This window comes from Rhodococcus sp. OK611 (assembly GCF_003050885.1).
GTDB lineage: Bacteria > Actinomycetota > Actinomycetes > Mycobacteriales > Mycobacteriaceae > Rhodococcus_G > Rhodococcus_G oryzae.
The window spans coordinates 101600-120734 of sequence record NZ_QAOZ01000003.1 but is presented as its reverse complement, the minus strand read 5'-3'; the positions used below and the strand labels follow the sequence as shown (position 1 = coordinate 120734).

The window sequence follows — 19135 nt, the reverse complement described above, 5'->3', positions numbered from 1 at the left end:
ACCGGGCACGGGAGCGGACCCAAGCGGGCGACCCCAGAATCCGGGCGCGGAGCCCGCGCAGCGACCCCAGAATCCGGCCCCTCAGCAAACCGAACCGGCGCCGCCCGCCCCGTGGGAGCGGGCCAACCCGGCACCGCACGGACCCGCCGAACCGCGGCCGGTACCGCCGCCTGACCAGGCCGGACGAATGCCGCCGCCCTCCGGACCGCCCCGGCCGCAGCCGCCGTTCCCGCCGGGCCAGCCGCGCCCGTTCCGCCCCGCCCAGCCTCAGACCTACCGACCGCAGCCCGCGCCGCCGCGGGCCGCCCCGCAGCGCTACCTGCCGCCGCCCCCGCATCAGCGCGGGGGACCGCCCACACAGCCCGTGGCCGGCCCGGCCGTCAACAGGCCTGCGGCTCCAGCGCCGGATCCGGCGCCGACTCCCGAGCAGGAGCCGCAGGAGCCGCAGGAGCAGAGCTCGGCCTCGAACTCGAACTCCCGTCTTCTCGCGTCCACCGGCTCCATCGCGGTGGCCACCCTGGTCAGCCGGATCACCGGCTTCCTCAAGCAGGTGTTGCTGCTGACCGTGCTCGGCGCCGCGACCGCCAGCTCGTTCACCGTGGCCAGCCAGCTGCCGACCATGATCTCGGAACTGGTCCTCGGCGCGGTGCTGACCGCGATCGTGGTGCCGGTCCTGGTGCGTGCCGAGAAGGAGGACGACGATGGCGGCGCGGCCTTCGTGCGCAGGCTGTTCACCATCACCTGCCTGATACTCGGCGTCGCCTCGGTGATCGCGGTCGTCGCTGCACCGCTGCTGACCCGGATCTTCCTCCCGGAGGACGGCAAGGTCGATGCCGAACTGTCGACCTCGTTCGCCTACCTGCTGCTGCCCGCGATCCTCTTCTACGGACTGTCGGCCCTGTTGACCGCGCTGCTCAACACGAGGGGCGTGTTCAAGCCCGGCGCGTGGGCGCCGGTGCTCAACAACCTCGTTGTGCTGTGCGTGCTCGCGGTCTTCTGGCTGGTCACCCGCGGTTCCGACGAGATGACCACCGGGCGCGTGCTGTTGCTCGGGCTGGGCGTGACGCTCGGCGTGGTGACCCAGGCCGCGACCCTGCTGCCCGCCATCCGGCGCGAGGGCATCAGCCTGAAGCCGCTGTGGGGGATCGACGCCAGGCTGAAGATGTTCGCCGGGATGGGCGTCGCCATCGTCCTGTACGTCCTGATCAGCCAGATCGGCTTCAGCATCGGCACCCGGATCGCCGCAGCGGCGGACGCGGCTGGCCCGGTGATCTATCAGCAGGCCTGGCTGTTGCTGCAGCTGCCGTACGGCATCCTCGGCGTGACGGTGCTCACCGCGATCATGCCGCGGCTCAGTCGCAATGCGGCCGCGGAGGACACCCCGGCGGTCGTCGACGACCTGTCCGTCTCGACCCGGTTGACGATGGTGTCGCTGGTGCCGGTGGTGGTGTTCCTCACCTTCGCGGGCCCGCAGGTCGGCCATGCCCTGTTCGGCTACGGCAACTTCGGTGAGGCCGACGCCGAGCGGCTCGGACACGCCGTGAGCTGGTCCGCGTTCACCCTGATCCCGTACGCCCTCGTCCTCATCCACCTACGGGTGTTCTACGCCCGCGAGCAGGCCTGGACACCGACCTGGATCATCCTCGGCATCACCGGGGTGAAGGTCGGGCTCTCGATGCTGGCGCCAGTGGTGGCCACCAGCGACGAGCAGGTCGTCAGCCTGCTCGGCGTCGCGAACGGCCTCGGCTTCACCGTTGGCGCGCTGATCGGCGGATACCTGCTCCGGCGGAGCCTCGGTAACCTGCGGATGGCGAACGTCGGCAAGACCGCGTTCCTGGTCGTCGTCGCCTCGGTGGCGGGCGGGATCACGATGCTGACGGCCGAGGAGCTGCTGCGACTCGACCGCCTCGGCGACCGGTTCGGCGGGCCGGGTGCCTTCGTCCAGGTCGGTATCGGCGCGGTCATCATGCTCGGACTGACATTCGGGCTGCTGCGTATCGCCCGGGTGCCCGAGGTGGTCGCGGGCACAGTGGCGGTGGGGCGTGTGGTGAACAGACTTCTCGGTCGGTCGGCGCCGGAATCGCGCGTCGATACGCCGAAGGTCGTGCCACTCTATGAGGCAGAGACGGAGTTGATCCCCGTCATCGATGGTGCTCAGATACCCCTCAGCGGCGGGATTGCACTCCCGTACGCTGATCCACGGCGGTCTGGGGACCAGTTCTCAACAGGAGAGATTTCGGGACTAATGCGCGAAGGAGTGAGGGTGAGCGACGAGAACGTTGCCGACGGCCAGTCCGGCGTGTCCGCTGTTAAGGCGTCCGTGCCCGAATCGGCCCCGCGGAAGATCGAGGCAACGGACGACGGGCCCACCACGGTGACCCCGGACGGCGATGGGGCCAAGGCTGCCGCCAAGGCCGACAAGCCGGCGGTGGAGCGCCCCGAGCGCGACCTGACCGTCGACACCGGTGTCATCCCGATCGGTTCGCCGACACTGCCCCCGCTGCGGGTGGGCGGCGACTCCACCGGGACGGCCAAGCCCACGCGTGGCCCCAAGCTGATCCCCGGTGCCTCGGTGGCGGGCGGGCGCTACCGCCTCCTCGCCCCGCACGGCGGTGCCCGCGGACTCAAGTTCTGGCAGGCCCACGACATCAAGCTCGATCGCGAGGTCGCACTGACCTTCGTCGACGCCGACCAGCGCGCGAGTTCCTCGACGTCCGAGTCGGAGGGACCGCAGGCGGTCCTGTCGCGCACCCTGCGGCTCGGTCGGATCAACTCGCCCGGCCTCGCCCGGGTCCTGGACGTGGTCCGCGGCAGCTCGGGCGGCATCGTCGTCGCCGAGTGGACGCCCGGACGGTCGCTGCGGGAGATGGCCGAGACCGAACCGTCTCCGATCGGCGCGGCCAGGGCGATCCGTGCGCTCGCCTCGGCGGCGGAGGCAGCCCATCGCGGCGGCGGATCGCTGTCGATCGACCATCCGGACCGGATCCGGATCTCCGCGGGTGGCGACGCTGTGCTCGCCTTCCCCGCCACCCTGGCCGACGCCGATCCCAGCTCGGACGTGCGCGGACTCGGCGCCATGCTGTACGCGTTGATCACCGCACGGTGGCCGCTCGGCGAGCCGGCACCGGCGCCCGAGTCCGGTAGCCCGGCGGCGGCCCCCCAGACGGGCACCGACCCGCGCACGCCGCACGCGGCAGGCACCGTGGGCGGGATGAGGCTGGCTGACCGCGGCGACGACGGACTGCCGGTCGAGCCGCGACGCCTCCGGCCCGAGGTTCCGTTCGAGATCTCCGCCGTCGCCGTCCGCGCCCTCGAGCAGGGCGGCGGGATCCGCACGGCCGCGACCGTCCAGCACGTGCTGGACCAGGCGTCCGTGGTGGACCAGAAGACCGACCTCATGCCCGCACTGCGACTCGGCCAGCGCCCCGCTGGGGCGACCAGCCGCGCCCTTCTCGATCCCGAGGAGGCCGAGGCGAAGCGGGCCAAGGACAACAAGATGATCATCGCGCTGTCCGCGCTCGGTGTCCTCACCGTCGTCGTGTTGGCCCTGGTCGGCTGGTGGCTGGCCAACTTCCTGGCGGGCGGCGGCTCCAGCGAACCGCTGACGGACCAGAACTTCGGCCTCACGACCGCCCCGTCCGAGGCCTCCGTGTCGGCGACCGCCGAACCCGGGCCCGTCCCCGCGGGGGCATCGGTGGTGCCCGCGGGCGCCGCCGTGTACTCGCCGCAGGGCTCACCGGACAACCCGGCAACGGCGAAGCAGGCGATCGACGGCAACCCGGCCACCGCGTGGACCACGGACGGCTACTTCGACCAGTTCCCCACCTTCAAGAACGGTGTCGGCCTGATGATCGACCTGGCCGAGCCGAGCGCGCTGCGCGAGGTCTCGATCAACTCGCCGAGCGCGGGCACCTCCGTCGAGATCCGCACCGCCGCAACGGCGAACCCCACCCTCGACCAGACCCAGGTGATCGGTGCGGCGGTCCTCGGGAAGGGCGTCACCACGATTCCGGTGACCGCCGAGGGCAAGACCGGCAAGGTCCTGGTGTGGATCACCAAGCTGGCGAGCGAGGGCGGAAAGAACCAGTCTTCGCTCGCGGAGATCGGCTTCACGAAGGCCCCCTGAACGTCGGTTCAGCCCTCGGAGTGACTCCAGACCTTACGGTCGGTTAGCATTTCTCGTGCGAATCTATAGGGGGGTCGCCGGGGCTGGCATGTCTGATGCCGAGCTCCTGGCAGCGCACGCGTCGGGGGACGCACGCGCGTTTGCGGAGTTGTTGAGCAGACATCAGGACCATTTGTGGCAGACGGCGAAGCGGACCAGCTACACGCCGGAAGACGCGGCTGACGCGCTCCAAGAGGCGTTGCTGTCCGCCCACCGGACGGCGGCGTCGTTCCGGGCGGATGCCGCCGTGCGCAGCTGGCTGCACCGGATCGTGGTGAATGCGTGTCTCGATCGGATCCGCCGCAACCGGGCCCGACCGACCGTGCCACTGGAGGACGACCACCAGGAGCCGGCGCGACCCCGCGACCCGATGGACGACTGCGAGACCGCGATGGCCATCGACGCCGCCCTGTTCACCCTGTCGCCCGAGCAGCGGGCCGCCGTGGTGGCGGTCGACCTGGAGGGGTATTCGGTCACGGAGGCGGCGGCACTACTCGGGGTTCCGGAGGGCACCGTCAAGAGCCGCTGCGCCCGGGCCCGGCTGAAGCTGGCCCAGCAGTTGAAATATTTGCAGAATGAGCGGAACCAAATCCATCCTTGAGGGGTCTAATCATAATGACGTGCCCGTAAGACTCGAGGACTCAGCAGGGAGGTGACATGGTCGGTCAGGGTGATGAAGCGCTCCTGCAGCCCCCTTTCGACCCCGAACTGATCGCCGACCTGCACGCAGGGCTGTTCGACCCCCCGTTCGAGGCACGCCTCGGCGCCGCGGTGGCGAGCGACCCGCAGGCCCGACAAGTCCTCGCCGCCCTCGATTCGGTCAGCACCCGGCTCGCCGAGCTCCGTGCGGACAACACCCCCGCACCCCCGGCGCCCCCGGAGGTGCTCGACCGAATTCACGCGGCGTTGGCAGCCGAGGGCGCCCCGGCCCCGGTGGACACGGTCCCCCTGGTGGCCCTCGCCGAGCACCCCCGACGCAGGCGAGCGTGGATCCCCGCCGCCGCGGCCGCGGCGATCCTGCTGCTGGCAGGGGGCATCGCCCTCGGTACGGGGGTGTTCGACGAAGATCCCGAAGCACCGGCACCGACCATGGCCCAGCCGTTCCTGCCCCGCACCGACGAGCCGGATCTGGGTGCGGATCTGACGCCCGGCGCCGCCCTCATCATGATGGGACGGTCCTCGCTCGGCCCGTTGTCCGGCCCCGACGCGCTCGCCGGTTGTCTGCGCGCCAACGGCGTCGATCCGGCCACCCCGTTGCTCGGGTCCGGCCCGGTGCGGATCCGGGGGATCCGCGGCATCCTGATGTTGTTCGCGGGTCCGCGACCGCCTCAGATCACCGCACTGGTGGTCGGTGCCGAGTGCACGGAATCGCGCCCGGAAACCTTGGCGCGCAGCGACATCGGCTGACGGCCCGCGCGGTCATCCCTGCTCGCCCCGCGCGACCGGCAGCAGGATCTGCAACACCCGCTCCCGCATCTCGGGGGTGTCCTCCTCGACGGCGATCAGCGACAGGAACAGCGCCGCACCTGCCCCGAGGACCAGGAGGGCGCGCGCATCCAGCAGGTCATCCGGACCGGAGGACTCGGCGTACAGCGCGCTGCTCGGACCGCTGAAGCCCCGCCACAGCGTGTTACGCAGATCCTCCTGATCGCGCAACGTGGCGAGCAGTCCCGGCACCGCCTCCCGCACCTCGGGCCTGCGGAACAGCTCCGAACTCCCGGTCACCACCCATCTGATCCATCCCTCCCGATCGGCCCCCGCGAACGGGGTCAGGTCCGGGGTCACGCCCAGTACCGCGTCGAGCACGAGTTGCGCTTTCGAGTCCCATCGACGGTCGATCGCCGCCCGGCTCACCCCGGCCCTCGCGGCGATCGCGCGCATGCTGAGCTGGTCGAATCCGACGTCGACCAGCAGCTCGCGAGCGGCCGCGAGCACCTCAGCATCGATCTGTGGGTCCCGCGGCCGACCCGATCCGGTTTTAGTCATTGCCCCGAATTCTCTTCCATGTCCGGCCTCGGGGCTATACCGTGTCCTATTACGAGGCCGGTGGCATCGTAATTCCGCGACGCAAGGATCCGACATGACCTCCCCGAACGAGACGCCAGCCGCGACGCGCGTCTTCGAGCCCGCCCGGCTCGGCCCGCTCACCCTGCGCAACCGGATCATCAAGGCCGCCACCTTCGAGGGTGTGATGCCACGCGGGGCCGTCTCGGACGAGCTCATCGAGTTCCACCGAGCGGTGGCCGCTGGGGGAGCGGCGCTCACCACGGTGGCGTACTGCGCGGTGTCCGAGGGCGGCCGAGTCCACCGCAACACCCTGGTCCTCGACGAGTCGAGTCTGGCGGGCCTGACCCGGCTCACCGACGCCGTGCACGCCGAGGGGGCGCTGGCCGCCGCCCAGATCGGCCACGCCGGCCTCGTCGCCAACACGCTGTCGAACAAGCGACCCACCCTCGCTCCCTCGACCCGGATCAGCGCTCCCGCAATGGGTCTGGTGCGCGGCGCGACGCCGGACCAGCTGGCGGAGGTGACCGCGGACTTCGAGCGATCGGCGAGGGTCGCGGTCGAGGCCGGGTTCGACGCCATCGAGGTGCACCTCGGTCACAACTACCTGCTGAGCTCCTTCATGAGCCCCAACCTGAACAAGCGCAAGGACGGCTACGGAGGCAGCGTCGCGAACCGGGCCAGGTTCCCCCGCGAGGTGCTCGAACGGGTCCGGGCCGCGGCGGGGGACAAGGTCGCAGTGACCGCGAAGTTCAACATGTCCGACGGGGTGCCGAAGGGACTGTGGCTCGACCAGAGCATGCAGATCGCAAAGCTGCTCGAATCCGACGGGCACCTCGACGCGTTGCAGCTGACCGGCGGAAGCTCCCTCCTCAACGGCATGTATTTCTTCCGTGGTGAGGTTCCGATGGCGGAATTCGTTGCGTCGCAACCGAAGCTGGTCGGTCTCGGACTCAAGGTGTACGGGCCGCACCTGTTCCCGACCTACCCGTTCGAGGAGGCCTTCTTCCTCCCGTTCGCCCGGCAGTTCCGAGAGATCCTGTCGATGCCGTTGATCCTGCTCGGGGGCATCAATCGGATGGACACCATCGTCGGCGCCCTCGACGAGGGGTTCGAGTTCGTCGCGATGGCACGGGCGCTGCTACGAGAACCCGATCTGGTCAACAGGTTTCGCGACGAGACCGCGACCGAGGGCCATTGCATCCACTGCAACAAGTGCATGCCGACCATCTACACGGGCACCCGCTGCGTGGTGCGCGAAGCGCAACAGCTGATCGGTTGAGCGGGCCGTCAGGCCTTGACGATCTTGCAACCGTTGGAGTTGGCGGACTCGACGATCCACTTCGCACTCGCCGGATCGCTGTCGGCCATGGCGTTCGCCCGGTCGGCCTGCAGGTTGCAGTAGGCCTGATCGCCGGGGTTGTCGGGGGGATTGCTCACGTACCGAGTGGCGGCCCCCGGCTCGTGCTCGGTGGTGGTCGGGGCGGGCGTCGACGGGGCCTGGGCGGTGCCGGACGCAGCCGCCCCCGCCCCGCCGCTGCCTGCGACGGTGAGAACGATCGCGGCGATGGAGACGAGCAATGCGCGAGCTGCGGTGTGGAAAGGAATGACGGACCTCCGGTGACCCTGCGAGCGGGCTTCACGATCAGGATGCCCCCGAAACGGGCCTCCTGTACAGAGATCACAGGGTGGAAATCGACGCGACGACGGCGGAGAGACGCGGGCACGGAGGCGACGGCGAGAGGCCGGGTCGCCGGTCGACGCATGCCTCCGGAGCGGCACGATTACGATGTCCGGCGTAGATCGTGACCGGCTGATGTACGGCCCGCAGCAGCGGACGCACAGGGCGAAGGGAGACCCGTTGCCCCGGATCACCGCGCCCACCGTCGCCGAACACCGCGAGGCCCAGGAGCGCGCGCTGCTCGACGCCGCCCGGGAGGTGCTCGCCGAGGGGGCCACCGAGATCCCCGGGTTTGCCGAGGTCGCGGCCCGGGCCGGGCTGGCCCGCTCGAGCATGTACCAGTACTTCCGGTCCCGTCAGCACCTGCTCACCGCGCTGATCGAGGACGCCTTCCCGCGCTGGTCGGAGAGGGTGGAGGCCGCGATGGCCGAGGCGGGTGCCCCGGACCGGCGGGTGCTCGCCTATGTGCGCGCGAACCTCGATCTGGTCGCGGACGGCGAACACGCCATCGCCGCCGCCATCGCCTCGATCGCGCCCCGTGATGTGATCGCGGAGTCCAGCGCCACGATGCACCGGCAGCTGATCGCCCCGCTGGCCGCCGCCCTCGCCGAACTGGGTGCGCAGGACCCGGCCGCCATGGCGGACCTGATCAACGCGGTGGTGCACGCCGCGACCCGTCAGCTGGAGAAGGGTGCCGACGCGGAGGCCGTCCGCCGGCGCACGGAGGAACTGATCGCACCGTACGTCGAGCGTGCCGCCGCCCGCGGCATACCCACGAACAGCGGGAACAACACCCCTTAGGCTGTTGTTGACGCACATAACGTCCACTACCTCGGAAGGCCCGCATGACTACTCCGACCTCCGTCCGCGACCTCATCATCGTTGGCTCCGGACCCGCCGGATACACGGCAGGCGTCTACGCCGCTCGAGCGGAGCTCGAACCCCTTCTCTTCGAGGGCACCCAGTTCGGTGGCGCCCTGATGACCACCACCGAGGTGGAGAACTTCCCGGGCTTCCGCGAGGGCATCATGGGCCCGGACCTGATGGACGAGATGCGTGAGCAGGCCAAGCGCTTCGGCGCGGACATCCGCACCGAGGACGTCGACGAGATCGACCTGGCCGGTCCGGTCAAGAAGGTCGTCGCAAACGGCGAGACCTACTACGCACACGCTGTCGTGCTCGCGATGGGCGCCGCGGCCCGCTACCTCGGCATCGAGGGGGAGGAGCGGCTGCTCGGCCGCGGCGTCAGCGCCTGCGCGACCTGCGACGGCTTCTTCTTCAAGGACCAGGACATCGCGGTCGTCGGCGGCGGCGACTCCGCGATGGAGGAGGCCACCTTCCTGACCCGGTTCGCTCGTTCGGTCACCCTGGTGCACCGCCGCGAGGAGTTCCGCGCCTCCCGCATCATGCTCGAGCGCGCCAAGGCCAACGAGAAGATCCGGTTCGTCACCAACGCGGAGCCTATCGAGGTCGTCGGCGAGAACAGCGTCACCGGTCTGGTCGTCCGCGACACCGTCACCGGCGAACAGTCGACGCTGCCCGTGACCGGCCTGTTCGTCGCGATCGGTCACGACCCCCGCAGCGAGCTGGTCAAGGGCCAGGTCGACATCGACGACGAGGGTTACGTCCGCGTGCAGTCGCCGACCACCGCGACCTCGCTCGACGGTGTCTTCGCGGCGGGCGACCTGGTCGACCACACCTACCGCCAGGCCATCACCGCGGCGGGCACCGGTGCCTCCGCGGCGATCGACGCCGAGCGCTGGCTCGCCGAGCGCGGCGACATCACCGCGAACACCCTCGAGGCAGCCGGCGCGCCGGTCGCCGTCGACGCGTGATGTCCCGAGTAGCCCGCGAGGCCTGATTCGCCCGCGTACCCCGACCAGCCACCCGAGGAGACAGACCATGTCCAACACGATCACCATCACCGACGACTCCTTCAAGCAGGACGTCCTCGACTCCGAGAAGCCGGTCCTCGTCGACTTCTGGGCGACCTGGTGCGGCCCCTGCAAGATGGTCGCCCCCGTCCTCGAGGAGATCGCGGGCGAGCACGGCGACAAGCTCACCGTCGCCAAGCTCGACATCGACGCGAACCCGGCCGCCGCGCGCGACTTCCAGGTCATGTCGATCCCCACGATGATCCTGTTCCAGGGCGGCAAGCCGGTGAAGCAGATCGTCGGAGCCAAGGGCAAGGCCGCCCTGCTCAAGGACCTGTCCGACGTCCTGTAGGTCACATCGCAGCCCCCGAGATTGACTGTTTCTCGGGGGCTTCTGCGACAATCGATCGACACGTGCGACGCGCGGCGCCTTGGTGCGCCGTCAGGAACTGACGAAAGGGCCGGGAAGAATGCATCGACTCCGTCACGGCGACCACGGTCCCGCCGTTGCCGAGGTTCGAGGCACCCTTTCCACGCTCGGCTTCCTGCACAACGGGGTGTCGATCACCTCGCGTGAGGCGATCAACGGTTCGCAGTGGATCGCGCCCGATGCGGTGTTCGACCACCACCTCGACAGCGCCGTGCGGGCCTTCCAGCAGCAGCGAGGCCTGCTGGTCGACGGAGTGGTCGGCACCGCGACCTACCGGTCGCTCAAGGAGGCCTCGTACCGGCTCGGCGCCCGCACGCTGATCTACCAGCTGTCCGCGCCGCTGTACGGCGACGACGTGGCGGCGCTACAGACCAAGCTGCAGGACCTCGGCTTCTACCCGGGGCGCGTCGACGGCTACTTCGGACCGCAGACCCACGAGGGTCTGTCCTCGTTCCAGCGTGAGATCGGCATCGCCTCCGACGGCATCTGCGGCCCGCAGACGCTGCGGTCGCTCGATCTGCTCGGCACCCGGGTGACGGGCGGCTCGCCGCACGCCATCACCGAGGAGGAGCTGGTCCGCCGCTCCGGCCCGCAGCTCAGCGGCAAGCGCATCGTGATCGACCCCGACCTCGGCGGCGGCGAGACCGGCATCGTGCTCGACTCGGCGTTCGGTCCGATCACCGAGTCCGACATCCTCTGGGACCTGGCCAGCCGGCTCGAGGGCCGGATGGCGGCGACCGGCATGGAGACATTCCTGTCCCGCCCGCACGATCAGAACCCGTCGCCCGCGCAGCGCGCCGAGACGTCCAACACGTTCGAGGCGGACCTGATGATCTCGCTGCGGTGCTCGGCCAGCACCAGCCCGCACGCGAATGGCGTGGCCAGCTTCCACTTCGGGAACTCGCACGGTGCCACCTCCCGGATCGGACAGGTTCTCTCCAGCTTCATCCAGCGCGAGATCGTGGCCCGGACCTCGCTGCAGGACTGCCGGACCCACGGCCGCACCTGGGATCTGTTGCGGCTCACCAACATGCCGACCGTGCAGGTCGACATCGGTTATCTCACAAACGAATCCGATGTCAGCGTGCTCGCCAATCCGCGCAACCGCGACATCATCGCCGAGTCCATCCTGATCGCAGTGAAGCGCCTCTACCTGCTCGGGCAGGACGATCAGCCCACCGGCACATTCACCTTCGCCGAACTGCTGGCCGAGGAGCTCTCAAAGGCCGACCAGGCCTAGGAGCCCGCCGTCGCCGTACGTGAGCGACGCGGTCAGAGAACCCCGACGGTCGACTTCTGTTCGATGTCGGTCATGGTCAGCGTCGCCACCGCGAGCAGCCGTTCCAATGCCGACTCCACGTCGGCCTTCCACCCGTGATCCCGGTCCAGTTCCAGCCGCATCCGCGGGTAGCGATGATGCGCGGCAACCACTTCGAATCCCATGTCGGCGAGGAACTCGGCATCGATCATGCAATCGGCAGGGGTGCATTCCTGGCCGCGCCGTCCGGCCACCGGATCGTCCTGCACATCGCGGATCCCGAATGCCTCCAGGGCACGCACGCCACGACGAACCAGATCGCCCACCACGGCCTGGATGAGACTCGGGCCCACCCCATCCAGCTCCGCGGCCGGTTCGAGCCTCATCGTCGTCAGCAGGACCGCATCCGGGCTGACGGGGGAGGTGGGGAAGAGCTTGGCGCGCGGCACCACACCGGGCGGCGAGTAGAGCGCGCAGCCGGCTGGGGTGCCGTTGAGGGTAGCGACCTGACCGCAGGATCCCCACTCCAGCATGACCATCGACAGCCAGGCTTCCTTCTCGAACTCGGGATCGGAGAAGTCGCGGGAGCTGCGGACGGCGGCCGGGTCCATCTCCCAGAAGACGCACCGCCGAGAATGACGGGGGAGTAGATCGAAACCGTCGAGGGTGAGCGGGCTGATGCGCATCGACACCCTGACTCCGCCTCCAAAACACCTACTGCGGAGGCTGTGAGTCCCCGCGTGACACGTTCTCTGTCATCCAGGATAGGCGATCCGCGTCCGGCCGGCGTCCTTCACTGGATGAGATCCGAAAGCTACTTGCACGCAATGGATTTCGATGGACCCGGAGTCAGACACCCGCGACCCGGCGACCGTACTGTCACAGTGACGTATCGACCGCGGGTGTCTGTACCCGGAGAATCGGACCTATCCGGGCGACTGGGACTCCATCATCTCGACGATCCGCTGGAGATCCTCCACCGAGCCGAATTCGACGACGATCTTGCCCTTCCGCTTGCCCAGGCTCACCGTCACGCGGGTGTCGAAAGAGGAGGAGAGCCGTTCCGCGACGTCCTGGAGACCGGGCATCTGAATCGGCTTGCGCTTGGCGGCGGGTGCCGGCACCGGCTCGCCGTCCCGGTTCGCGAGCGTGACGGCCTCCTCGGTGGCGCGCACCGACAGGCCCTCCGCCACGATCCGGGCGGCCAGCTGTTCCTGCGCTTCTGGACCCGCCTCGAGCGACAGCAACGCCCGGGCGTGGCCGGCCGAGAGCACCCCGGCGGCGACGCGGCGCTGCACGGGGATCGGCAGCTTCAGGAGCCGGATCATGTTCGTCACCACCGGTCGAGAGCGACCGATCCGGGTGGCCAGCTCGTCGTGGGTGACGTTGAACTCCTCGAGGAGCTGCTGGTAGGCGGCGGCCTCTTCGAGCGGGTTCAGCTGCACCCGGTGGATATTCTCCAGCAGCGCGTCGCGAAGCATCGACCCGTCGTTCGTCTCCCGCACGATGGCGGGAATCCGCTCGAGCCCGGCCTCCTGGCTGGCTCGCCACCGGCGTTCGCCCATGACGAGCTGGTAGCGGTCGGCGGCGACACGGCGGACCACGATGGGCTGCATCAGGCCGAACTCGCGGATCGAGTGGACGAGTTCGCCGAGTGCTTCCTCGTCGAAGACGTGGCGGGGCTGCTTGGGGTTCGGCTCGATCTGGGCCGCGTCGATCTCGCGGTACACGGCACCGACGGGGGAGAGGTCGGGTCCGTCCGCCACCTCCGCGCCGTCGACCGGCGTGACCGCGGCAGCGGTGGACGACGCCGCGGTGGTGGTGGGCGGCTCCGACTTTTCCTGCTTCGCGGGAGCCCCCTGCTTCGCCGGCGCATCGGGGGTCTCCGGGGTCTCGGGCGTCTCGACGACCGGCGCCGGCTTCACCGCGATCGGTGCGGTCGCATTGCCGATGATGACGTCGGCGGCGGCGCTACCGAGGCGCGGTCCCGCCTCAGGACCGGTGGGAATCAGCGCGGCGAGGCCCCGCCCGAGTCCGCCCTTGCTTCTCTGGCTCACTGCTGCTCCTGCGAGTTGGTCGTTGCGGTCCGGGCTGCGAGTTCCCGCCCGGCGTCGAGATAGCTCATTGCACCCCGCGAACCCGGGTCGTAGTCGAGGACGGTCATCCCGAATCCGGGCGCCTCCGAGACCTTCACGCTGCGTGGGATGACGGCGCGCAGGACCCTGTCGCCAAAGTGTCTGCGCACCTCCTCGGCGACCTGATCCGCGAGCTTGGTCCGACCGTCGTACATGGTCAGCAGCACGGTCGACACGTGCAGATCGGGATTCAGGTGGGACTGCACCAGCTCGATGTTGCGGAGCAGCTGACCGACACCCTCGAGTGCGTAGTACTCGCACTGGATGGGGATCAGGACTTCGTTCGCAGCCACGAGGGCGTTGACCGTCAGCAACCCGAGTGAGGGCGGGCAATCGATCAGGATGAAGTCGGCATCGATCGCGGCGAGCGCCTTCTCGGAGAGCGCATTCTTCAGCCGACCCTCGCGCGCGACCATGGAGACCAGTTCGATCTCGGCGCCCGCGAGATCGATCGTCGCGGGGATGCAGAACAGGCCCTCGTGGTGCGGGCTCTGCTGGATGGCCTCGGCCGCGGTGACCTCACCGATCAGCAGCTCATAGCTGGACGGGGTGCCCGAGTGGTGCGGTACGCCCAGCGCGGTGCTGGCGTTGCCCTGCGGGTCAAGGTCGACGACGAGAACCCGCAGCCCCTGCACGGCCAGAGCCGACGCCAGGTTCACCGCCGACGTGGTCTTACCGACCCCGCCCTTCTGATTGGCGATGGTGAGCATCCGGCGGGTCTTCGGCCGGGGGAGTGTCACCGTGTGCGGGTGCAGAACCTGGCTGGCCCGTTGTGCTGCGGCACCGATCGGGGTGTCCATCGGGGAGATGCCGGCGTACGCGGCGGCGGGGGCCGAGTACGGGTTCTCTGTGTTGTCGGTGGTGGAACTCGAGGCGTCGTGATCTGTTTCACGTGAAACAGTTGATTCGGGTCCACCCGACATAGATTGCTCCTTCACTGGACATGCCTGTTGGATCGTCGCATTCGCACACGAGCGCACGGTGACTCTGTCATCGGCGATGAGATCGCCGGGAGACACGCTCCGCCCGAACCACAGTGGTCGGAGTGGGAAGAAGGTCGACACCGCACTCGACGATCTCTAGCTTGCCAGCACCCATGCGGGTTAGGGAAGCGCGATCCCGGGAAATCTCCTCGGCCGCACTGGAACCCTTCATGGCGAGCATCCGACCACCCTCGTGAATCAACGGAATCGACCACCGCGCAAGCTTCTCCAGGGGTGCGACCGCACGCGAGGTGACGACATCGGCACCCCCGACCTCCTTGATCACGCCCGGCTGCTCCGCACGACCGCGCACGACGAGGATGTCCAGCCCGACCGATTCGGCGAACTCGGCGAGATAGACCGATCGTCGCAGGAGCGGCTCGACGAGGGTGATCCGGAGATCGGGGCGCGCAATCGCCAAGGGGATGCCGGGGAGCCCGGCACCGCTGCCGACGTCCACCACCGACTCTCCCTCCTCGATCAGCTCGCCGATCACCGCGCAGTTGAGAAGGTGCCGCTCCCATAGCCGGGGGACCTCCCGAGGGCCGATCAGGCCGCGCTCCACGCCATCGGTGGCGAGCGAAAGATGGTACTTCTCGGCGAGTTCGAGGCGGTCTCCGAAGATCGTGCGAGCGGCGTCAGGCAGGTCCTCGGACTCGATGTGTTCCACGTGAAACATCCTCCCGTGACGCCCGCGATTCCCCAAACCCTGACGATGTGATTCTGCACCGCATCGGACGCAAAGGCCGGTTTACGCGCCGCCGAAAGGAGAGAGTGCGCGACTCGGGTCCGTCCGGATGCCAGTCCGTACCGAATGGCGCTCGGGCGACGGATCCAGGGCGCCCCGGATCCGGGACCGCCCGACGGGTACACGGCAAACCCGGGTGCGAATCGTGGGCAAGACACCGACGATCGACCCTGCCCGGAGACCGGGGGAGGGGAGGGGTCACCGGGCTCGCTCCCAGCCGATCCCGCACCAGAGAGGAGGGGGAGGTGTCGAGCACAGGACATCGGCTCGGACGCCGTGATCGAACCATCGCAGTACGGGTGGAGGGCACACAGTTCTCCTCCCGGCATTGTGTCCGGCGGGCGGTTGCCGGGTGTGGGGGAGTGGGGCGCTTCGCGTCCTCCGTTCCACTCCGCTGGACGGTTCGAATGTTTCACGTGAATCCGGAGATCGTCTGGACCGAGCACCTGTCACACGCACTCCGTGAGCGATCGCCCCGATGCCTCTGGTCCGCCCGAGTCGCGGTGACGCCCATCCGCTCTCTCGCCCCACACATCGCCCCCTCTGCGGGGAGTGTTCCGACCTTCGGCGGATTCACGTGAAACAACCGAGTACCGGTGCCCCGACACCCGACACGGACAGCAGCGCCACGGCGTCCCTGAACGCCCGGATCATCCGGGTGAACAATGCACCTCGAGGCAGGCTTCGACTTCGAGGCTGCGAAGCGGGTCGTGATTCATCTTTGGGCCGCCGGTACATCGGCCTCGGATTTGGCCGTCCAATCCACGACCTGCGGGGTAGATATGCGCGATCCATCCAGTCGCCCGGCAGCAGCACCCGACACGATCTGCCAGGGAGAGCAGCCGCCTCGGGCGCGTAGGACCGGCTGGGACGAATCCGGGTGTCCTGAAACCAGTTACGCACGCAACCGAACGGCGGAGGTCGGTCGGCCGTGCCCGGATCACGTGAAACATCGGATCGACCACATCGGGACGGTCGCCAGGACTCCGCTCGCTTCGGGTCGGGCGAACGTCACCGCTGCTCCCGATTCTCGACCGTCCCGATCCACCCTGCTCGAGAAGATCTCTCACGATGAAGACCGGGCCAGTCGCTCGCCCTCGCGCGCGAGCTTCTCGAGCTGGCTCTGCGCCTGCCCCGGCACGACGAGCGCGGTCCCATGCGGAATGCCCGCCGCCCCGGCATCGCCGGGTTCCGTCGACGACGAGCACGAGTCGGCGCCCGGTTCCCATGCGCAGCCGCAGCAACTCGACGATCGGCGGTCGCACTCGTGCGAACGGATCGCCCGTCGGTCGCCGCAGGGCGCGACTCGTTCGTAGTCCGAATCGGGGCGGCGGGATTCACGTGAAACATCCGCCGCGCGTCTAGCGCGGGATCCGCGACATCCCGGCGCCCTACGCCCGCGCGGAGGCTCGCCTCGACCCGACTGTCCGCCGAACGGCCACCCCGGTGGGCAGGCGCGGTTGGGGGACCTGTCTCGGTTCGTCGCGCGGCGTCACCACATCAGGCCTGGATCCGCGATCGGCGCCCGCCTCCCGCACCATCCAACCCGCGGGTTCGATCTCGATGTTTCACGTGAACCCGACCAGTCGAGATCTCCGCGGGACCGACGTCTCATCCGATGCGCGGTCGCCCGGACACCGCCGTGCCGGGAACGAGCGCGCCGGCGGGCGAATTCGATCCACGCCGCGACGTCGCCTCGTGGGGCGGCTCCCTCGCGACCACGGAATGGCGCCGAATTCCCGATGCCCGCCTTCCGACCGAGACCGACGAGCGCTCTGCCGCCCCGAGTCGTGTGAACCTAGCCCTGCGGCCGGACGCACTCCGAACCTCCGGAAGGGACGGGCGACACTCCCATCCTGACCAGTCCCGGACACAGGATGGGATCGCTGGACGGCTCCCATCGGGCGCGACCGATCGGCACAGCCGTAGCCGCGGCGGGGGAGGGGAGTGCTTCCCACGGCGGGCGGCGGCACGCGTCCCCGTCGATCCCGGGGCCGCGGGACGCCGACCGAGAGGACTGGACCGCTCTCCGGCGGTCCCGACACCGGCGGGTCCGTGGAGCCAGGCCCGGCCTCCCGGCGGGGGAGGGGAGGGGTCCGGTGCCGAACCGGTGAGCGGCGCTGCGGTAGAGAACCCTATCGGGCGCCCCGCCAACCGTTTCACGTGAAACGGTCGGCGGGGCGGCCGCGGTACACGGCGCCCTCGATACGCGGAAACGAACGCCGGCGGCGGTTCTCATGACCACGCACCCGATCCGCGGCACGCCCTGGACCACGGGGAACGCAATCCACCAACAGATTGATCCACCGAGTGTGGATAACTTGCGAAACCTCGTACACGTGGGGTCGGCAAGGCCGAATGACCAGACGTTCGTCAGCCCGGATCGAGGGGCGAAGGGTGCACCGGCCCGCCCCGCAGTACACCGGCACCACCTCACCGCAGGGACCCTCGCCGAGGATCGGATCCAGCACCGAACGCGTCCGGGATGCCCGGCAGGGGAGACGCGGCGAACCGGTACCGCGTGACCAGATTCGTCAGTGTGACGAAAGGGCCGTGGTGGCCAAGACCTCAGGTGGGAACCCAAAAATCGACCGCGCGAGCCGCACCATTGCCCACCTCCGGCCGGTCGACGACAGGCGCGCACGCGAGGCGCGACGATGGTGTCAGGTAAAGCTTGACAAGCAATTCCATCGATGTCAGGATTTACCTGACATCAGAAACTACTCGGGAAGGCGGAACTAGGATGAGTGATCTCATCGACAGGGCGGTCACGGCAGACGTCGGGGGCGCCTCCGAGGCGGTGGTCGCAGCCGGCGTCCTGGAGGCCGGTCGCCAGGCCGACCTCATCGTGGGGACCGGTCCTCTTCCCGGATCCGATGAGTGGTTGGCGGAGGAGGGGACCGACATCCCCGCCGAGAGGCAACTCGCGTGGCAACTCGTCTGTCTCCGCATCCAACTGGGCGCCGGGATCGATACGGTCGAGACGGTCATGAGCCTGCGGCGCTGCGGGGCAACATGGGCCACCATCGGGCGCGCGACGGGGATGACGCGACAGTCTGCCCATGAGCGGTGGGGGAGGCAGGTCGCCGCGATTCTCGATCCCTACGGCGCCGGTATGCCGCCCGCGGTCCCGGATGATGATCCGGTGGCACCCTAAGGAATTCGGGCGCTCAGCCCGCGCCTGGAGGCCGGAAAACGACGGTGGGCCCCCACTCGGAAGCGGGGGCCCACCAACTTCAGGCCGCATCCATCGATGCGGACCGATCAATCCTTGAGAACGACCACGCGGCGCGAGGGCTCGGCGCCCTCGCTCTCGCTGGAGACGCCGTCGATCTTGGCGATGGCGTCGTGCACGATCTTGCGCTCGAACGGGGTCATCGGCGTCAGCGACTCCGGCTCGCCCGACTCCAGCACCCGCTTCGCCGCAGCGGCGCCGATCTCGCTGAGCTCGGTCCGACGGCCCGCACGCCAGCCCGCGATGTCGAGCATCAGCCGGCTGCGCTCGCCGGTCACCTGCTGCACAGCCAGACGGGTCAGTTCCTGCAGGGCGTCGAGGACCTCACCCTTGCGCCCCACCAGCTTCGACAGGTCGTCACCGCCGTCGATGCTGACCATCGCGCGATCACCCTCGACATCGAGATCGATGTCGCCATCGAAGTCGAGGACATCGAGCAGCTGCTCGAGGTAATCGCCCGCGATCTCGCCCTCCTCGATCAGCTCGTCCTCGGCATCGACTGCCTCGGACTCCACGACCTCGGGCTCCACGACCTCGCGCTCGGTCTCGACCACCACGTCCGACACGACCTCGTCTACCCCGTCCTGTCCGATTTCCGGATCATTCGCCATCGTCGTCTACT

General features: G+C 69.1%; 16 protein-coding genes. 9 read left to right on the top strand and 7 right to left on the bottom strand.

Annotated elements, in window-relative coordinates:
• The first annotated feature begins 187 nt into the window (after nucleotides 1–187).
• Genes murJ through C8K38_RS04450 form a run of 3 tightly spaced genes read left to right on the top strand, consistent with a single transcriptional unit; the run spans nucleotide 188 to nucleotide 5572 of the window.
• Nucleotides 188–4126 (top strand): murein biosynthesis integral membrane protein MurJ, encoded by a 3939-nt coding sequence (gene murJ, locus C8K38_RS04460; protein WP_097210763.1) that lies wholly within the window; start codon nucleotides 188–190, stop codon nucleotides 4124–4126.
• 55 nt (nucleotides 4127–4181) lie between these two features.
• Nucleotides 4182–4766 carry an RNA polymerase sigma factor SigM gene (gene sigM / locus C8K38_RS04455; protein WP_097210762.1) on the top strand — a complete coding sequence of 195 codons (585 nt, stop codon included), beginning with the start codon at nucleotides 4182–4184 and terminating at the stop codon, nucleotides 4764–4766.
• A gap of 56 nt (nucleotides 4767–4822) precedes the next feature.
• The gene (locus tag C8K38_RS04450; protein ID WP_097210761.1) at nucleotides 4823–5572 is read left to right on the top strand and encodes a hypothetical protein; all 750 of its coding nucleotides are present in this window, start codon (nucleotides 4823–4825) and stop codon (nucleotides 5570–5572) included.
• Nucleotides 5573–5584: 12 nt separating this feature from the next.
• Here the strand turns inward: C8K38_RS04450 and C8K38_RS04445 are convergent, their stop codons facing one another.
• Complete coding sequence (locus C8K38_RS04445; protein ID WP_097210760.1) at nucleotides 5585–6151, bottom strand: TetR/AcrR family transcriptional regulator; 567 nt, start codon at nucleotides 6149–6151, stop codon at nucleotides 5585–5587.
• A gap of 94 nt (nucleotides 6152–6245) precedes the next feature.
• Between C8K38_RS04445 and nox the strand changes: the two genes are divergently transcribed.
• Nucleotides 6246–7451: a 4,4'-dithiodibutanoate disulfide reductase gene (gene nox / locus C8K38_RS04440; RefSeq protein WP_097210759.1), complete on the top strand. Its 1206-nt coding sequence runs from the start codon at nucleotides 6246–6248 to the stop codon at nucleotides 7449–7451.
• Between the two features lie 8 nt (nucleotides 7452–7459).
• On the opposite strand, the gene C8K38_RS04435 is transcribed toward nox, so the two are convergent.
• The gene (locus C8K38_RS04435; protein ID WP_097210758.1) at nucleotides 7460–7750 is read right to left on the bottom strand and encodes a hypothetical protein; all 291 of its coding nucleotides are present in this window, start codon (nucleotides 7748–7750) and stop codon (nucleotides 7460–7462) included.
• Between the two features lie 280 nt (nucleotides 7751–8030).
• Here C8K38_RS04435 and C8K38_RS04430 point away from each other — a divergent pair, with 280 nt between their 5' ends.
• The 4 genes from C8K38_RS04430 to C8K38_RS04415 all read left to right on the top strand — a co-directional run bounded on the left by C8K38_RS04430 (nucleotide 8031) and on the right by C8K38_RS04415 (nucleotide 11394).
• Nucleotides 8031–8651 carry a TetR/AcrR family transcriptional regulator gene (locus tag C8K38_RS04430; protein WP_097210910.1) on the top strand — a complete coding sequence of 207 codons (621 nt, stop codon included), beginning with the start codon at nucleotides 8031–8033 and terminating at the stop codon, nucleotides 8649–8651.
• A 44-nt stretch (nucleotides 8652–8695) separates the two neighbouring features.
• Nucleotides 8696–9685, top strand: a complete 990-nt coding sequence (gene trxB, locus C8K38_RS04425; RefSeq protein ID WP_097210757.1) for a thioredoxin-disulfide reductase — start codon at nucleotides 8696–8698, stop codon at nucleotides 9683–9685.
• A 67-nt stretch (nucleotides 9686–9752) separates the two neighbouring features.
• Nucleotides 9753–10076 carry a thioredoxin gene (trxA, locus tag C8K38_RS04420; protein ID WP_072753054.1) on the top strand — a complete coding sequence of 108 codons (324 nt, stop codon included), beginning with the start codon at nucleotides 9753–9755 and terminating at the stop codon, nucleotides 10074–10076.
• A gap of 118 nt (nucleotides 10077–10194) precedes the next feature.
• On the top strand, nucleotides 10195–11394 hold the full coding sequence (locus C8K38_RS04415; RefSeq protein ID WP_097210756.1) for an N-acetylmuramoyl-L-alanine amidase: 1200 nt from the start codon (nucleotides 10195–10197) through the stop codon (nucleotides 11392–11394).
• A gap of 32 nt (nucleotides 11395–11426) precedes the next feature.
• Here C8K38_RS04415 and C8K38_RS04410 read toward each other — a convergent pair whose 3' ends face one another.
• The 4 genes from C8K38_RS04410 to rsmG form a co-directional block, all read right to left on the bottom strand.
• Complete coding sequence (locus tag C8K38_RS04410; protein WP_097210755.1) at nucleotides 11427–12104, bottom strand: hypothetical protein; 678 nt, start codon at nucleotides 12102–12104, stop codon at nucleotides 11427–11429.
• Nucleotides 12105–12338: 234 nt separating this feature from the next.
• Nucleotides 12339–13469 carry a ParB/RepB/Spo0J family partition protein gene (locus C8K38_RS04405; protein WP_097210754.1) on the bottom strand — a complete coding sequence of 377 codons (1131 nt, stop codon included), beginning with the start codon at nucleotides 13467–13469 and terminating at the stop codon, nucleotides 12339–12341.
• The gene (locus C8K38_RS04400) at nucleotides 13466–14470 is read right to left on the bottom strand and encodes a ParA family protein (protein ID WP_097210753.1); all 1005 of its coding nucleotides are present in this window, start codon (nucleotides 14468–14470) and stop codon (nucleotides 13466–13468) included. The genes C8K38_RS04405 and C8K38_RS04400 overlap by 4 nt, the downstream gene beginning before the upstream one ends.
• A 67-nt stretch (nucleotides 14471–14537) precedes the next feature.
• Nucleotides 14538–15209, bottom strand: a complete 672-nt coding sequence (rsmG, locus tag C8K38_RS04395) for a 16S rRNA (guanine(527)-N(7))-methyltransferase RsmG (RefSeq protein WP_077039938.1) — start codon at nucleotides 15207–15209, stop codon at nucleotides 14538–14540.
• A 2812-nt stretch (nucleotides 15210–18021) separates the two neighbouring features.
• Between rsmG and C8K38_RS04390 the strand changes: the two genes are divergently transcribed.
• Nucleotides 18022–18435 (top strand): hypothetical protein, encoded by a 414-nt coding sequence (locus tag C8K38_RS04390; RefSeq protein ID WP_097210752.1) that lies wholly within the window; start codon nucleotides 18022–18024, stop codon nucleotides 18433–18435.
• 107 nt (nucleotides 18436–18542) lie between these two features.
• Here C8K38_RS04390 and C8K38_RS04385 read toward each other — a convergent pair whose 3' ends face one another.
• Nucleotides 18543–19124 carry a Jag family protein gene (locus tag C8K38_RS04385; protein ID WP_097210751.1) on the bottom strand — a complete coding sequence of 194 codons (582 nt, stop codon included), beginning with the start codon at nucleotides 19122–19124 and terminating at the stop codon, nucleotides 18543–18545.
• Nucleotides 19125–19135 lie beyond the last annotated feature (11 nt).

What these genes read in the sequence shown, in the direction of transcription:
- murJ (WP_097210763.1), top strand. Translation starts at nt 188, where the DNA reads ATGCCGCCGCCCTCCGGACCGCCCCGGCCGCAGCCGCCGTTCCCGCCG.
- C8K38_RS04450 (WP_097210761.1), top strand. Translation starts at nt 4,823, where the DNA reads ATGGTCGGTCAGGGTGATGAAGCGCTCCTGCAGCCCCCTTTCGACCCC.
- C8K38_RS04445 (WP_097210760.1), bottom strand. Translation starts at nt 6,151, where the DNA reads ATGACTAAAACCGGATCGGGTCGGCCGCGGGACCCACAGATCGATGCT.
- nox (WP_097210759.1), top strand. Translation starts at nt 6,246, where the DNA reads ATGACCTCCCCGAACGAGACGCCAGCCGCGACGCGCGTCTTCGAGCCC.
- trxB (WP_097210757.1), top strand. Translation starts at nt 8,696, where the DNA reads ATGACTACTCCGACCTCCGTCCGCGACCTCATCATCGTTGGCTCCGGA.
- trxA (WP_072753054.1), top strand. Translation starts at nt 9,753, where the DNA reads ATGTCCAACACGATCACCATCACCGACGACTCCTTCAAGCAGGACGTC.
- C8K38_RS04415 (WP_097210756.1), top strand. Translation starts at nt 10,195, where the DNA reads ATGCATCGACTCCGTCACGGCGACCACGGTCCCGCCGTTGCCGAGGTT.
- C8K38_RS04400 (WP_097210753.1), bottom strand. Translation starts at nt 14,470, where the DNA reads ATGTCGGGTGGACCCGAATCAACTGTTTCACGTGAAACAGATCACGAC.
- rsmG (WP_077039938.1), bottom strand. Translation starts at nt 15,209, where the DNA reads ATGTTTCACGTGGAACACATCGAGTCCGAGGACCTGCCTGACGCCGCT.
- C8K38_RS04390 (WP_097210752.1), top strand. Translation starts at nt 18,022, where the DNA reads ATGAGTGATCTCATCGACAGGGCGGTCACGGCAGACGTCGGGGGCGCC.
- C8K38_RS04385 (WP_097210751.1), bottom strand. Translation starts at nt 19,124, where the DNA reads ATGGCGAATGATCCGGAAATCGGACAGGACGGGGTAGACGAGGTCGTG.